This window comes from Chromobacterium violaceum ATCC 12472, from assembly GCF_000007705.1.
Lineage (GTDB): Bacteria > Pseudomonadota > Gammaproteobacteria > Burkholderiales > Chromobacteriaceae > Chromobacterium > Chromobacterium violaceum.
This window is the reverse complement of the sequence record NC_005085.1, coordinates 129,153-142,952: the sequence shown is the minus strand read 5'-3', so window position 1 is coordinate 142,952 and position 13,800 is coordinate 129,153. Positions and strand designations below refer to the sequence as shown.

Genomic DNA, 13,800 nt, shown 5'->3' with positions numbered 1-13,800 from the left:
CCCGCCGCTTCCCGTTCTCCATCCGCCGCATCACCATCCAGGGAGATTCCCATGTCCGTCCAATACGACTTTTCCGCCATCCCGCTGCTTGCCGACGCCGCCCGCCGCTATGCCTGGCAAGACTGCTGCAGCATCGCCTTGCCGCCCGATGCGCCGGCGGCCGACGCCGCCGGCCTGCTGCGCGCCTTCTCCGCCGCGATGCCGCTCTGGGCCCGCGCGCTGATGCGCTTGCGCGACCGGCTGGTGTCGCCATTGGGCCTGAAAACCGCCCAACCCGCCGCCGCCGCCGAGCCTTTCCATGTCGGTCAGCAGCTGGGCGTGTTCCGCGTGCTGCATTTGGGAGAGCATGTCGCGGTGCTGGGCGAAGACGACCGCCATCTGGATTTCCGGGTGGTGTTGCAGTGGCGGCCAGGGCGGCTGGAGGTCAGCACGCTGGTGCGGACGCATAATTTATTGGGGAGGATGTATCTGGCGGGAGTGACGCCGTTTCATCATGCGATTGTGGCGGCGAGCATGAGGCGGATGGCGGCGGCATTGGGATGAGGCGTAGGGTGCGGTGTCCGCTGCGCGGATGATGATTTTCATGGCGGGGCTGCCCGCCAGGCAGGGAGGCTGTCCGGGTAGGGTGCGTCACCCCATAGGGGCGACGCACCGAATAGGATAGTTTTGTGTCCGCTGTGCGGACGATGGATTTTGATGCCGGTTCCGCCCGTCGGACGGGAAAGGGGGCTGCGCGGCCAGCCCCCTTTCAACCCCAGGCCGCCCCACAGCGCGCGAAACCCCGCTCAAAAACCACCCAGCCAGGCACCGCCGAACTCCATGCGTGCGAATCTTTGATTCGCTCAGCGGTAGGGCGCTAACGTCGCCCCGCTCAAACAGGCGGCGGCTTAAAACCTGGCTGGGCGATTTTTGACCGGCGCGCGCTGAAGGGGGGCAGGGTGGCTATCGATTGAGCGTTTGCCATAAAGCCAATAAAAAAGCGCGACCCGTTTCGGCATCGCGCTCCCGCTGGATCAACCGGCGATCCGCCCCATCCGCTCCGCCAGCCGTAAATGGCAGGCGGAAGCCAGTTTGACCAGGTCGGTATTGTTCACCGGCATCCTGCCCGGCTCGGCGATCAGCTCCGCCAAGCCGTCCAGCGTGGCGACGGAGGAGGGGCGGCCAGGTACTTGAACACCGACACTAGACGGCCCGCTGCCTTAGCCCTTTCGGGCTGTTGTTCGACAGACGCGCTACCCGGCCATAAGCAGCAGACGCACCAAGAGCAAGGCACGGCTAGGAAAGCTATGGACGCAAAAACCTCGTCTGTCGGGCGAGGCAACCGCTAGTGTGTCAGGTGTGTTCAGCACCAAGGAGAATTCTATCAGTGGTGGGAGTGGGGACAACGAAACTCAGTTGACAATGCCCTTCATGTGACTCTTCAGCCTTTGGGTTTAGCTGAAGGAGTCACATGAAGGCAACTCCTACTGGAGTTGCTGCACATCGCGAGCCTGGCGAACGATCATCCACAATGGACAGATTTGTTGCCTTAATACTTTTTGGACGAGTTGGCTGAGGATGGTGCAAATCGTTGAACACTAGATGTAGTGTTTACATGCTTCCCATTAACAATATCTTTTTTCCAAGCGGGCCAGTTGTTAACGTTTTTGCTAGCGTTATCCAGTGCCTGCTGGAGTCCAATTTTGGGTTGCTTACTCATTGGAGGTGTCCTTACTTAATGTGTCAAGTGTACTTCCAAATTGAGTGAAAAAGAAAGTTTCTTTTTCAATGTAGCTCAGAGGATACATTTGTATTCGTAATGAAGGTATTGCACTACCTGGCCATGAGAAAGTTTTCCCATTGGCATCTTTTCGTTTAATTGGGAAACCATCACTCATGTTCATTGAGAATAGATCAAAAAATCGCCTAGGTCCAACTCCAACAAATGGTTCAAAGATAACTTTATTACTTGCATGTGAAGTATTGTACGATATTGAATCGTCGTGAAACTCCATTGCTTTTGATTTAGGATATGGCTCTATATAGACAACTCTCTTTATTCCTGAAGCAATTAGATGCTTAGCGCAGTTGTGGCATGGAAATGTTGTACAATATAACGTTGTTCCCAATGTCGGCGTACCATTTCGTGCGCAATTTAGGATTGCGTCCATTTCAGCATGTACTACTCTTCCATATTCAGTTATGTCTTTTATTTTTGATTTCTTTAGAAATTTATCAATAGTTGCTATTGTATTTTTGTTGGTTATTTCCTTCTTCAATCCTTCAATAATACTATTAATAATGTCATTTTTCTCTTTTGAATTTGAATCATATCCTCTTTTGTAATCACGACCATTAGTAATATCTTCTACTACCCCGTGTTTTTTAATTTCAGGCCAATAAACTCCTCCTCCAAACTTAGGGACGTCATTAGATCCTGTAGAAATTATAACCTGATCTTTTGCAATAACTGCACCAACTTGGCGTGACAGATCGGCAGAGCGCAGCGAAGATGAAAATGCCATAAACATCGAAAATTCATCAAACGTTGGCGTCTTATATGGGTCGCCAAATATTATGTCAATGATTCGGTGTATATTGTTAACGAGAGTGTCTTCTGAGCCGTCATAATTAATAAAAAAATCAGATAAATGAAATGAGTCTCTTGTATGCTGGCCGTATTCATCTGATTCGTCTTCATCTCTTTCAATTAGATTTTCAGCTTGTTCTTCACTCATCACCATATCCGTTAGGCTTTTTTTTCTTCGATTTTTTTCTGAATAAACGGAAATTACATAAAACCCAGACTGATAGATCTCCCTTAACCTTTGGATTTCATCAGGTGTCTTTAATGAATTAACTATGAAAGCAGTATTTTTTAGAGGCTCAAGAGAGTTAGGGTCTTGTGAGCTATCTTGTCTCTTTTTATTAATATAAGCAGCAACACCATTTGCAAGCACTGCATTATTTTTTGTTCCGCTTCTGGCCAAGTTGCCTTTGTTCATGTATAACGTAATTCGCTCAAATGCAGAGGCCGGATCTGCTTTTATATTAAATAGGGGCTTAATGACTTCTTTGGAAACTCTCACTTCCTGGGCAGAGTAATTGTAAGACTTTAGCTTATTTTCAAGCGGAGTTATCACTTTTTTCAAATCGGTACCAACAGCACCAATTAATGCAATAACAATTTCAGACTCATTGAAATTTATCATTTTTTACCTAAAACACAGTTTTTATTTGACATACGCGGGTAAATCTCGTCTACCCATAAAATTTTATTAAAATAGCATAATGTTGTTGATGCCGATGCTGTTAATTCGAACAGATCGGGTCAGACCAACGCGTCTCATATCCCCATCAGCGCAAGCCGGCTCCGAAGCCATTCCCAAGGTTTTAAGCCGCCGGTTGTTCGACGCCGCGCGACGTTAGCGCGGCTAGTTCCGGCGGCTCCTTGGGAATGGGTTTGGAGCCGGGGTTTCGCCGCGCTGCTGGGGTCGCCTAGGGGTGTCGGGGAGCTGGCAAGACAGCTCCCTGACCTGCACGGCGGGCAGCCCCGCCATGAAAAACATCGTCCGCGAAGCGGACACAAAACCTTCCACACAGATGGTGCGTCGCCCCTGCGGGGTGACGCACCCTACTCGCACTGCCTCTACATGGTCATGCCCTCTGCCATCGCAGCGTTTTCCCCAGCCGAATCCGCAGGCAACCAGCCTTGTCTGACATAGTGATGAAAACTGGAATACGGCCAATCCATCACTTGCGCCACATAACCATGCTTGACCGGGTTGTAATGGATATAGTCCACATGCGTTTGCAGGTCAGCCGCATCCCGAATCTGGTGTTCCCAATAATGCCGCTGCCAGATGCCCCGCTCCTTGCGTTGGGCGCGTGACAGGGACAGGTTTTCACCTTTTTCGATGCGTTTGGAGAACATCATCTTGATCAGACGCCAGCGTAAGGCAAAGTCGGCGTCGTCCGCCGGCAATTCCCATACGCAATGCAAGTGATCCGGCAGCACGACCCAGCCGTGGATGACGAAAGGATGGGCTGCCTTCACAGCCCGTACGACTTCACGTAGCGCATCCACGTGCCGTACCAGCAAATCGTTGCCGTGCCGCTGCCATAAGGCCACCGTGAAAAAGTAAGTGCCGCCAGGCATCCAGCTGCGTCGATAATTGGGCATGGCTGATCTCCTGCGAAGCCAAACCTTCATCGTTCCATTGCGGTGACGATATGGCCAATCCGCCTAATGGTCAGGACATGGCGCGTAGGGTGCGTCACCCCAAAGGGGCGACGCACCTCATGCCAAATATGTTTGATCGGCTTTGAATAAGTGGGTGGTGCGTCGCCCCTTTGGGGTGACGCACCCTACGGGCGGGATCGAACCGACGCGTCCCATGCCCCCATCAGCGCAAGCCGGCTCCGAAGCCATTCCCAAGGTTTTAAGCCGCCGGTTGTTCGACGCGGGGCGACGTAAGCGCCCTACCGCTGAGCGAATCCAAGATTCGCACGCATGTAGTTCCGGCGGCTCCTTGGGAATGGGTTTGGAGACGGGGTTTCGCAGCGCTGCTGGGGCGGCCTGGGATTGCCAAGGGGCTGGCCGCACAGCCCCTGGCCCGTTCGCCGGGCGGAACCGGCACCAAAATCAATCGTCCGCGAAGCGGACACAAAGCCGCGACACCACAACCGGCGCGTCGCCCCTGCGGGGTGACGCACCCTACCCGTACACCACCCTACCCTCTACACAATACTTATCCACAGCCATCCGCCAAACCCATTTTTATCCACAGCAAGCCAACGCATGGCGAAAACCCCGCGCATCCCCGCGCAAAACAAAACGGGCAAGGCGCCATCGCCATTGCCCGTCTTTGTCTTCCCCCCATGTCCCGTACAGGCGGAACCGGCGGCGGAACGCCCGGCCACGCCGGGCTTCCGCCCTACCTCACAGCAACACCACGTCGAACTGCTCCTGCGTGTAGCTCGCCTCCACCGACAAGGACACAGGCTTGCCGATGAAATCCACCAGCATCGCCAGGCTCTGCGACTCCTCGTCCAGGAACATGTCGATCACCGACTGCGCCGCCAGGATGCGGTAACCCTTGGCATCGTATTGCCGCGCCTCGCGCACGATCTCGCGCTGGATCTCGTAGCACACCGTCTGCGCGGTCTTGATCTCGCCGCGGCCCTGGCAGGTGGGGCAGGGTTCGCACAGGATGTGGGCCAGGCTCTCGCGGGTGCGTTTGCGGGTGATTTCCACCAGCCCCAGGCTGGTGAAGCCGTTCAGCGTCACCCGGGTGCGGTCGCGCGCCATCGCCTTGGCCAGCTCGGCCAGCACCGCGGCCTGGTGCTCGTCGTTGTCCATGTCGATGAAGTCGACGATGACGATGCCGCCCAGATTGCGCAGCCGCAGCTGGCGGGCGATCACCTGGGTGGCTTCCAGATTGGTCTTGAAGATGGTTTCGTCGAAGTTGCGGTTGCCGACGAAGCCGCCGGTGTTGACGTCTATCGTCGTCATCGCCTCGGTCTGGTCGACGATCAGGTAGCCGCCGAACTTCAGGTTGACGCGGCGCGCCAGCGCCTTGTCGATCTCGGTTTCGATGCCGTGCAGCTCGAACAGCGGCCGCTCGCCGGCGTAGCGCTCGATCTTGTCGACGGCGATCTGCACGTACTGCTCGGCGAACTCCACCATGCGGCCGTAGTTCTCGTTGGAGTCCACCAGCACCTTGTCGGTGTAGCCGCTGACCATGTCGCGCAGCACCCGCACCGCCAGCGGCAGGTCGTCGTACAGCAGGCTTTGCGGCGGCAGCGTCTGCGACTTCTGCTGGATGTCGGACCACAGCTTGCTCAGGTATTCGATGTCGGCGGCCAGCTCGTCGTCGCGGGCGGTCTCGGCGCTGGTGCGGATGATGTAGCCCTTGGGACTGCCGGCCGGCAGCAGCTTTTCCAGCCGCGCCTTCAGGCTGTGGCGCTCGGCGTCGCTTTCTATCTTCTGCGACACGCCGATGTGCTCTTCCTGCGGCAGGTGCACCAGGAAACGGCCGGCCAGCGAGATCTGCGTCGACAGCCGCGCGCCCTTGGTGCCGATCGGGTCCTTGATCACCTGCACCAGCACGGTCTGGCCTTCGAACAGCATCTTCTCGATGCGCTGCGGCTCGGTCGGGTGCTGGCGCTGCTCCAGCACGTCGGCGATGTGCAGGAAGGCGGCGCGCTCCAGGCCGATCTCGATGAAGGCGCTCTGCATGCCGGGCAGCACGCGCTTCACCTGGCCCAGGTAGATGTTGCCGACGATGCCGCGGCTGGCGGCGCGTTCCACGTGCAGTTCCTGGACGATGCCTTCCTCCAGCACCGCGACGCGGGTTTCCTGCGGGGTGATGTTGACCAGGATCTGTTCTTGGGGCCGCGGCAGGTCGCGCGGCAGCGGTATCGATTGATGCAGCATGGCGCCCTCCCGGCTCATGGCAGTTCGAAGCCGAACTCGGCCAGGAGCAGCGCGGTTTCGTGCACCGGCAGGCCCATCACGCCGGTGTAGCTGCCTTCGATGTGTTCGACGAACACCCCGGCCTTGCCCTGGATGCCGTAGGCGCCGGCCTTGTCGAACGGTTCGCCGCTGGCGATGTAGCGCTCGATCTCGGCGTCGGACAGGGATTTGAAGAACACGTCGGTGATGGAGGTTTTGACGAGCAGCTTGCCGCCGTCGCGCACGGCGACGCTGGTGATCGCCTGGTGGCTGCGGCCGGAAAAGGCGCGCAGCATGCGGCGGGCGTCGTCGGCGTCTTCCGGCTTGCCGAAGATTTCGCCGTCCTGGCTCACCGTGGTGTCGGCGGCCAGGAGCGGGCGCTCGGGCAGGCCGCAGGAGGAGACCACGCGCCAGCCAGCCTCGGCCTTTTCGCGGGCCAGCCGCTCGGTGTAGGCGACGGCGTCTTCGCCCGGCCGCACCGACTCGTCGATGTCGGCATGGATGCGTTCCAGATGCAGGCCCAGCTGTTCCAGTATCTCGCGGCGGCGCGGGCTGCCGGAGGCCAGGTATATTCGGGTGTCATTGGTGCTCATGTCAGGCTGCTCGTTTGTTCTTGGGCTGCCGCCTAGGTTACCAGAGCGGCCCCGAGCCAACCATCTCCGCGGCGCGGCGGGGGGGCGCCGGCGGGCGTTCGGCCTTGCGATTCAATGGCTTGCGCCGGGCGGGATTTGGTGAACGATTGTAATGCCGCTATCGCATCGCCGTTCGCTGATATGCCATTGATTTTCATTGATGAAATTTTTATGCAAATTGGAGAATGGGGGCAGCTTTGGTAAAATGTCGACTTTCGCCCCTCGAAGCACGCGTCATGTCGCACTCCAGCCTTGCCGTCCGCCAGTCGAACCCGGCCACCGCCGCCGCCATCCTGTTGATCCTGTTCAATCCGCTTGGCGTGGACTTGTACCTGTCCGCGCTGCCGGCGCTGCAGCGCCATTTCCAGGCCGACGTGTCGGCCAGCATCAGCGTGTTCGTGTTCTGCCTGGGCCTGGGCCAGCTCTTGTTCGGCCCGCTGGCCGACCGCGCCGGCCGCCGCCCGGTGGCGCTGGGCGGCCTGCTGGCCTACGCGCTGGGCTCGGCGCTGGCCAGCCTCAGCGATTCGATGGGCAGCTTCATGCTGGCGCGGATGCTGCAGGGCCTGGGCGCCAGCGCCAGCTCGGTGTGCGCGTTCACCATCATCCGCGACTGTTTCTCCGGCAACGCGGCGTCGCAGCGCTACAGCCTGCTCAACGGCGCGCTGAACATCGTGCCGGCGCTGGCCCCGGCGCTGGGCGGGGTGCTGACCGAGCTGTACGGCTGGCAGTCCTGTTTCCTGTTCCTGGCGGTGTCGGCGCTGGCGGCGCTGGCGCTGCTGTCGCGGCTGATGCCGGAAACGCGGCCGGAGCGGTTGGAGGACGCGGCGGGGCCCGGTTTTCTGCAGGTGCTGCGCCATCCGGCGCTGCTGCGCAACGGCGCCTGCAGCAGCACCGCGCTCGGCCTGATCGTCAGCTACGTGACGCTGGCGCCCACGGTGCTGATCGAGCGCGGCGGCTTGTCCGCCGCCACCTTCGGCCTGCTGTTCGGCGCCAACGCGCTGTTGATCATGGCGGCCAGCTTCGTCGGCCTGGGGCTGATCGGCCGGCTGGGGCCGCGCCGGGTACTGAAGACCGGCCTCGCCATCATGCTGGCGGCCGGCGCGCTGCTGCCGGCGCTGGCTCATCAGGCCGGCGCCTGGCATTACATGCTGCCTGTCGCGGTGCTGAGCGTGGGCTTCGCCTTCACGCTGGGCCCGGCGGCGGGCCTGGCGATGGCGCCGTTCGCGGAATCGGCCGGCCGCGCGGCGGCGCTGCTGGGCTGCGCGCAGATGCTGTTCGCGTCGGCCTTGTCGGCGCTGCTGGCCGCGCTGCCGGTGGCGGGCGAGCTGGCGCTGGGCGGCGCGGTGATCGCGCTGTCGCTGTTGTGCCTGGCGCTGCAGTGGCGCGCGCCGGCGCGCGGCTGATCGCGCCTTCCGGCCGCGCGGCGCGGCCAACTGCCTGAATCGCTTGGGACATTCGCCGCCGCGCGGGTACAATCGCGACTGTTCCAAGATTTGGCAAATTCATGAGCAAGCACATCCCGCGCAAGCGTTTCGGGCAGAACTTCCTGCAGGACGCCAGCGTCATCGCCGGCATCGTCCACGCGGTCAATCCGCAGCCTGACGACATCGTCATCGAGATCGGCCCCGGGCTGGGCGCCATCACCAAGCCGTTGCTGGCGCGCCTCAAGCATCTGCACGTGGTGGAGATCGACCGCGACATCATCGAGCGGCTCAAGGCCGAACATCCGGCCGACAAGCTGACCATCCACGCCGGCGACGCGCTGGCCTTCGACTTCGCCTCGGTCAGCGAGGCGCCGCTGAAGATCGTCGGCAACCTGCCGTACAATATCTCCACGCCGCTGCTGTTCCACCTGGCCAGCTACGGCAACCGGGTGACGGACATGCATTTCATGCTGCAGAAGGAAGTGATAGAGCGCATGGTGGCCGAGCCGTCCACCGCCGATTACGGCCGGCTGACAGTGATGCTGCAGTACCGTTTCTACATGGAAAACATCCTGTTCGTGCCGCCGGAGGCGTTCTGGCCGCCGCCGAAGGTGGATTCCGCCGTGGTGCGGATGATTCCGGCGCCGGGCCGCTGCGGCACCGCGCGCGATGAGGCGCTGCTGGAGAAGCTGGTGAGCCAGGCGTTCGCCCAGCGCCGCAAGACGCTGCGCAACAACCTGAAGGGCCTGGCCGACGCGGCCGACCTGGAGGCGCTGGGCATCGACCCCGGCCTGCGTCCGGAAAACCTGCCGGTGGAGGATTTCGTCCGCCTGGCCAACCATCTGCACGACAAGGGCGCGCGCGGCTGACGGACATTCCGCGGCTGGCCGGGTTTCCGGCCCCGCGGCTTCCCGTTGCGTTATGTCCTGACACAAACAAAAAATAACAGCATACTGTTAGACAATCACTACAAAGAAGATCATGGCGCCGCGACAGCGGCGCCGGCCTACCCGCAAAGAGAGTCTATAAGGAGAAACTCCATGCATATCCGCACCTCCGTCATCGCCGGATGTACGCTGGCCGCCATGGCCACCCTCGCCGCGCTGCCCGCCGGCGCCGCCGAGCTGACCGGCACGCTGAAGAAGATCAAGGATTCCGGCGTGATCGTGCTCGGCAACCGCGATTCTTCCATTCCCTTCTCGTACTACGACAACAACCAGAAGCCGATCGGCTACTCGGTTGACCTCGCCAACAAGGTGGTGGACGAGGTGAAGAAGGAACTGAAGATGCCGAACCTGCAGGTGCGCTACAACCTGGTCACCTCGCAGACCCGCATCCCGCTGGTGCAGAACGGCACCGTGGACCTGGAGTGCGGCTCCACCACCAACAACGCCGAGCGCGGCAAGCAGGTGGCGTTCTCGGTCGGCATCTTCGAGATCGGCACCCGCCTGCTGACCGCCAAGACTTCCGGCGTCAAGGACTTCCCGGACCTGAAGGGCAAGAATGTGGTCACCACCGCCGGCACCACGTCCGAGCGCCTGATCAAGGCGATGAACGCCAGCAAGAATATGGGCATGAACGTGATCTCGGCCAAGGACCACGGCGAATCGTTCCTGATGCTGGAGTCCGGCCGCGCCGCCGCCTTCATGATGGACGACGCGCTGTTGTACGGCGAGATGGCCAAGGCCAAGAACCCGGGCAACTGGGTGGTGACCGGCAAGTCGCAGTCCTACGAGATCTACGGCTGCATGATGCGCAAGGACGACCCGGCGTTCAAGAAGGTGGTGGACACCGCGCTGGAGAAGACCTTCAAGTCCGGCGAAGTGAACAAGATCTACGCCAAGTGGTTCACCAGCCCGGTGCCGCCCAAGGGCCTGAACCTCAACTTCCCGATGTCCGACGAGCTGAAGGCGCTGTTGGCCAAGCCGACCGACAAGCCCGCCGAGTAAGCCGGCCTGGCCGCGGCTGCGGCCTCCGCCCTGAACGTAGCCGCCCGCTTGCGCGGGCGGCGGCTTGACCCTGCGCGGCCGCGGCCGCCGGGGGGCATCGATCGCCGCGCCGCCTTCCCGACGCGCGGCTGGGAGTGGTTGCAATGAATTATCACTGGGACTGGGGAGTCTTTTTCAAACCCACCGGTGTCGGCAGCGAGATCTACCTGAGCTGGTTCGCCAGCGGTCTCGGCTGGACGCTGGCGGTGGCGCTGTCCGGATGGATCATCGCCCTGCTGCTGGGCACCGTGGTCGGCGTGGCGCGCACGCTGCCCAATCGCGGGATCGCCGGCCTGGCGACCGTCTACGTCGAACTGTTCCGCAACGTGCCGCTCTTGGTGCAGCTGTTCGTCTGGTACTTCCTGGTGCCGGACCTGCTGCCGGAGGGCGCGCAAATCTGGTTCAAGCAGGACCTGTCGCCGACCACCTCGCAGTTCCTGTCGGTGGTGGTGTGCCTGGGCCTGTTCACCGCCGCCCGGGTGGCGGAGCAGGTGCGCACCGGCATCGAGGCGCTGCCGCGCGGCCAGCGCAACGCGGCGATGGCGGTGGGCTTCTCGCTGGGCCAGACTTACCGACATGTGCTGCTGCCGCAGGCGATGCGCATCATCATCCCGCCGCTGACCAGCGAATTCCTCAACATCATCAAGAACTCTTCTGTGGCGTCGCTGATCGGCCTGGCCGAGCTGCTGGCGCAGACCAAGCAGACCGCCGAGTTCTCCGCCAACCTGTTCGAGGCCTTCACCCTGGCCACCGTCATCTATTTCACGCTCAATATGAGCCTGATGCTGGGGATGAGCGCGCTGGAGAAGAAGCTCAGGGTGCCCGGCATGATGGGAGGCAAATGATGGATTTCAGCCAAATCGTTCCGGCGCTGCCGGGCCTGAGCCAGGGCATGCTGCTGACGCTGAAGATGCTGGCCGGCGGCGTGGCCGGCGGCGTGCTGCTGGGCATCCTGCTGGCGCTGGCGCGCCTGTCCAGCAACAAGGTCTTGTCGGGCATGGCGACCGCCTACATCTATTACTTCCGCTCCATTCCGCTGCTGCTGGTGATCTCCTGGTTCTACCTGGCGGTGCCGATGCTGCTGAACTGGATCACCGGCAACCTGGAGCCGGTGGGGGCCTTCACCTCCTGCCTGGTGGCCTTCGTGATGTTCGAGGCGGCGTATTTCGCCGAGATCGTCCGCGCCGGCATCCAGGCGATACCGAAGGGCCAGGCCGGCGCCGCCTACGCGCTGGGCATGCGCTACCACCAGGTGATGGGGCTGGTGGTGCTGCCGCAGGCGCTGCGCAAGATGCTGCCGCTGCTCTTGCAGCAGTCCATCATCCTGTTCCAGGACACGTCTCTGGTATACGCTGTCGGCTTGATGGATTTCCTCAACACCGCCCGCTCCAAGGGCGACATCGTCGGCCTGCCGCACGAATTCCTGATATTCGCCGGCATGGTCTACTTCCTGATCAGTTTCGGCGCCTCCCGCCTGGTGAAGCGCCTGCAACAAAGGTTGGCTGTATGACTGCAATGATTTCGCTGAACAAGGTCAGCAAATGGTATGGCGCCTTCCAGGTGCTGACCGACTGCACCACCCAGGTCGCCAAGGGCGAGGTGGTGGTGGTGTGCGGGCCGTCCGGCTCCGGCAAGTCCACCCTGATCAAGTGCGTGAACGCGCTGGAGCCGTTCCAGCAGGGCGAGATCGTCGTCGACGGCATTTCGGTCGGCGATCCGAAAACCGATCTGCCCAAGCTGCGCTCCCGCGTCGGCATGGTGTTCCAGCACTTCGAGCTGTTCCCGCACCTGTCCATCACCGAGAACCTGGCCATCGCCCAGGTCAAGGTGCTGGGCCGCGGCCGGGACGAGGCGGTGGCCAAGGGCCTGAAGCTGCTGGACCGCGTCGGTCTGCGCGCGCACGCCGACAAGCATCCCGGCCAGCTGTCCGGCGGCCAGCAGCAGCGGGTGGCCATCGCCCGCGCGCTGGCGATGGACCCGATCGCCATGTTGTTCGACGAGCCGACCAGCGCGCTGGACCCGGAAATGATCAACGAGGTGCTGGACGTGATGACCGAGCTGGCCCAGGAAGGCATGACCATGATGTGCGTGACCCACGAGATGGGCTTCGCCCGCCGCGTGGCCGACCGCGTGATCTTCATGGACCAGGGCCGCATCGTCGAGGACTGCGGGAAGGACGAGTTCTTCGGCGACCTGGACGCCCGCAGCGAACGCGCGCGCCAGTTCCTGTCCAAGATCCTGCAGCACTGATCCGCCGCGGCGGTATCCGGTTGGCAAAGGCCCGGCATGCCGGGCCTTTTTCACGCCCGGATCATCTCCATGTGGTGCAAATGGTATTTTTGTCGGGATACGGCCGGACCGCGCGTCCGGCGCGTTTCTTTCTTTCCGTTCAATTACTTAATCCGGTGCGCCATGCCGTCTGGATGGCGTTTTCGCAACAACGGCGGTGGGCGCGGACGACAAATGCGCAGCGCATGGCGCTTAGGGGATAGCATTGCTGAAAACATTTCCAAGCAAATGCCGTGAAGAAACTGATCGTCCTGTTGTTGTGCTGTCTGGCGTTCGAACCGGCGCTGGCGGACGCGCGCGAGCTGGTGTTCGCCTACAACGTGTTCGAGCCGTGGAAGCGGCTGGACGCGCAAGGCCGGCCGGCCGGGCCGTACACCGAGATCGTGCGCGAGCTGGCGCGGCGGCTGGGCCTGCCGCTGCGCTACCTGCACTGCCCGCTGTCGCGCTGCCTGGCGACGATGCAGCAGGGCCGGGCCGACCTGATGATAGGCGTGCGGCCGACGGCGGAGCGCGCCCGCTATCTGGATTTCCTGGAGCCCCCGTTCGCCAACGGCGACCACCTGGCTTTCTACCAGCGCCGCGACGACGCGCGCGTCATCGCCCGCTACGAGGACCTGCTGCCGCTGACGGTGGGCGTGGCCGAGGGCGTCAGCTACCTGCCGCGCTTCGATCGCGACGCCCGCATCCGCCGCGAGGCCAGCCCGGGCATGGAGTCGGGCTTCCGCAAGCTGGCGGCCGGCCGGGTGGACGCGCTGATCGTCAACGCGCGCCAGGGCGCGCTGCTGGCGTCCCGGCCCGAGTTCGCCGGCCGGGTGAGGCGCGCGGCGCTGACGCTGGACGACAGCCATCCCAACCGGCTGGCGCTGGCGCGGCGCTCGCCGCTCCATGCGCAGCGCGCGCGCATCGAGCAGGCGCTGCGCGCCATGGTGGCCGACGGCACCGCCGCCCGCATCCTGGCGGTTTCGGGCCGCTAGGGCAAATCCGGACTGGCCGGCGGCGGTTGCGGCTGGCATAGTAGGGTTTTTGCACCA

At 61.7% G+C, this 13,800-nt stretch carries 12 protein-coding genes; 8 read left to right on the top strand and 4 right to left on the bottom strand.

What is annotated here, in order from left to right:
• Positions 1-51: 51 nt before the first annotated feature.
• Positions 52-543 (top strand): DUF2867 domain-containing protein, encoded by a 492-nt coding sequence (locus CV_RS00580; protein WP_011133684.1) that lies wholly within the window; start codon positions 52-54, stop codon positions 541-543.
• A gap of 1,148 nt (positions 544-1,691) precedes the next feature.
• Here the strand turns inward: CV_RS00580 and CV_RS22510 are convergent.
• From CV_RS22510 to CV_RS00560, 4 genes are all read right to left on the bottom strand, one after another.
• Positions 1,692-3,191, bottom strand: coding sequence for an anti-phage dCTP deaminase (locus tag CV_RS22510; RefSeq protein ID WP_011133682.1), 1,500 nt, complete (start codon positions 3,189-3,191; stop codon positions 1,692-1,694).
• Positions 3,192-3,628: 437 nt separating this feature from the next.
• Positions 3,629-4,162, bottom strand: coding sequence for an REP-associated tyrosine transposase (locus tag CV_RS00570; protein WP_011133681.1), 534 nt, complete (start codon positions 4,160-4,162; stop codon positions 3,629-3,631).
• A 759-nt stretch (positions 4,163-4,921) separates the two neighbouring features.
• Entirely contained in the window at positions 4,922-6,418 is a 1,497-nt protein-coding gene (rng, locus tag CV_RS00565) for a ribonuclease G (protein ID WP_011133680.1), read from the bottom strand.
• A gap of 14 nt (positions 6,419-6,432) precedes the next feature.
• Positions 6,433-7,029, bottom strand: coding sequence for a Maf family protein (locus tag CV_RS00560; protein WP_011133679.1), 597 nt, complete (start codon positions 7,027-7,029; stop codon positions 6,433-6,435).
• Positions 7,030-7,304: 275 nt separating this feature from the next.
• Here CV_RS00560 and CV_RS00555 point away from each other — a divergent pair, with 275 nt between their 5' ends.
• The 7 genes from CV_RS00555 to CV_RS00525 all read left to right on the top strand — a co-directional run bounded on the left by CV_RS00555 (position 7,305) and on the right by CV_RS00525 (position 13,743).
• The gene (locus CV_RS00555; protein WP_011133677.1) at positions 7,305-8,471 is read left to right on the top strand and encodes a multidrug effflux MFS transporter; all 1,167 of its coding nucleotides are present in this window, start codon (positions 7,305-7,307) and stop codon (positions 8,469-8,471) included.
• A 101-nt stretch (positions 8,472-8,572) separates the two neighbouring features.
• Complete coding sequence (rsmA, locus tag CV_RS00550) at positions 8,573-9,361, top strand: 16S rRNA (adenine(1518)-N(6)/adenine(1519)-N(6))-dimethyltransferase RsmA (protein ID WP_011133676.1); 789 nt, start codon at positions 8,573-8,575, stop codon at positions 9,359-9,361.
• A 171-nt stretch (positions 9,362-9,532) separates the two neighbouring features.
• A complete protein-coding gene (locus CV_RS00545; RefSeq protein WP_011133675.1) occupies positions 9,533-10,441 on the top strand; it encodes a glutamate/aspartate ABC transporter substrate-binding protein in 909 nt (302 codons plus the stop codon).
• A gap of 143 nt (positions 10,442-10,584) precedes the next feature.
• Positions 10,585-11,325, top strand: coding sequence for an amino acid ABC transporter permease (locus CV_RS00540; RefSeq protein WP_011133674.1), 741 nt, complete (start codon positions 10,585-10,587; stop codon positions 11,323-11,325).
• Positions 11,325-11,990 carry an amino acid ABC transporter permease gene (locus tag CV_RS00535; RefSeq protein ID WP_043595178.1) on the top strand — a complete coding sequence of 222 codons (666 nt, stop codon included), beginning with the start codon at positions 11,325-11,327 and terminating at the stop codon, positions 11,988-11,990. The genes CV_RS00540 and CV_RS00535 overlap by 1 nt, the downstream gene beginning before the upstream one ends.
• 5 nt (positions 11,991-11,995) lie before the next feature.
• Positions 11,996-12,730 (top strand): amino acid ABC transporter ATP-binding protein, encoded by a 735-nt coding sequence (locus CV_RS00530; RefSeq protein ID WP_011133672.1) that lies wholly within the window; start codon positions 11,996-11,998, stop codon positions 12,728-12,730.
• 272 nt (positions 12,731-13,002) lie between these two features.
• On the top strand, positions 13,003-13,743 hold the full coding sequence (locus CV_RS00525; RefSeq protein WP_011133671.1) for a substrate-binding periplasmic protein: 741 nt from the start codon (positions 13,003-13,005) through the stop codon (positions 13,741-13,743).
• Positions 13,744-13,800: the final 57 nt, after the last annotated feature.

What these genes read in the sequence shown, in the direction of transcription:
- CV_RS00580 (WP_011133684.1), top strand. Translation starts at nt 52, where the DNA reads ATGTCCGTCCAATACGACTTTTCCGCCATCCCGCTGCTTGCCGACGCC.
- CV_RS22510 (WP_011133682.1), bottom strand. Translation starts at nt 3,191, where the DNA reads ATGATAAATTTCAATGAGTCTGAAATTGTTATTGCATTAATTGGTGCT.
- CV_RS00570 (WP_011133681.1), bottom strand. Translation starts at nt 4,162, where the DNA reads ATGCCCAATTATCGACGCAGCTGGATGCCTGGCGGCACTTACTTTTTC.
- rng (WP_011133680.1), bottom strand. Translation starts at nt 6,418, where the DNA reads ATGCTGCATCAATCGATACCGCTGCCGCGCGACCTGCCGCGGCCCCAA.
- CV_RS00560 (WP_011133679.1), bottom strand. Translation starts at nt 7,029, where the DNA reads ATGAGCACCAATGACACCCGAATATACCTGGCCTCCGGCAGCCCGCGC.
- CV_RS00555 (WP_011133677.1), top strand. Translation starts at nt 7,305, where the DNA reads ATGTCGCACTCCAGCCTTGCCGTCCGCCAGTCGAACCCGGCCACCGCC.
- rsmA (WP_011133676.1), top strand. Translation starts at nt 8,573, where the DNA reads ATGAGCAAGCACATCCCGCGCAAGCGTTTCGGGCAGAACTTCCTGCAG.
- CV_RS00545 (WP_011133675.1), top strand. Translation starts at nt 9,533, where the DNA reads ATGCATATCCGCACCTCCGTCATCGCCGGATGTACGCTGGCCGCCATG.
- CV_RS00540 (WP_011133674.1), top strand. Translation starts at nt 10,585, where the DNA reads ATGAATTATCACTGGGACTGGGGAGTCTTTTTCAAACCCACCGGTGTC.
- CV_RS00535 (WP_043595178.1), top strand. Translation starts at nt 11,325, where the DNA reads ATGGATTTCAGCCAAATCGTTCCGGCGCTGCCGGGCCTGAGCCAGGGC.
- CV_RS00530 (WP_011133672.1), top strand. Translation starts at nt 11,996, where the DNA reads ATGATTTCGCTGAACAAGGTCAGCAAATGGTATGGCGCCTTCCAGGTG.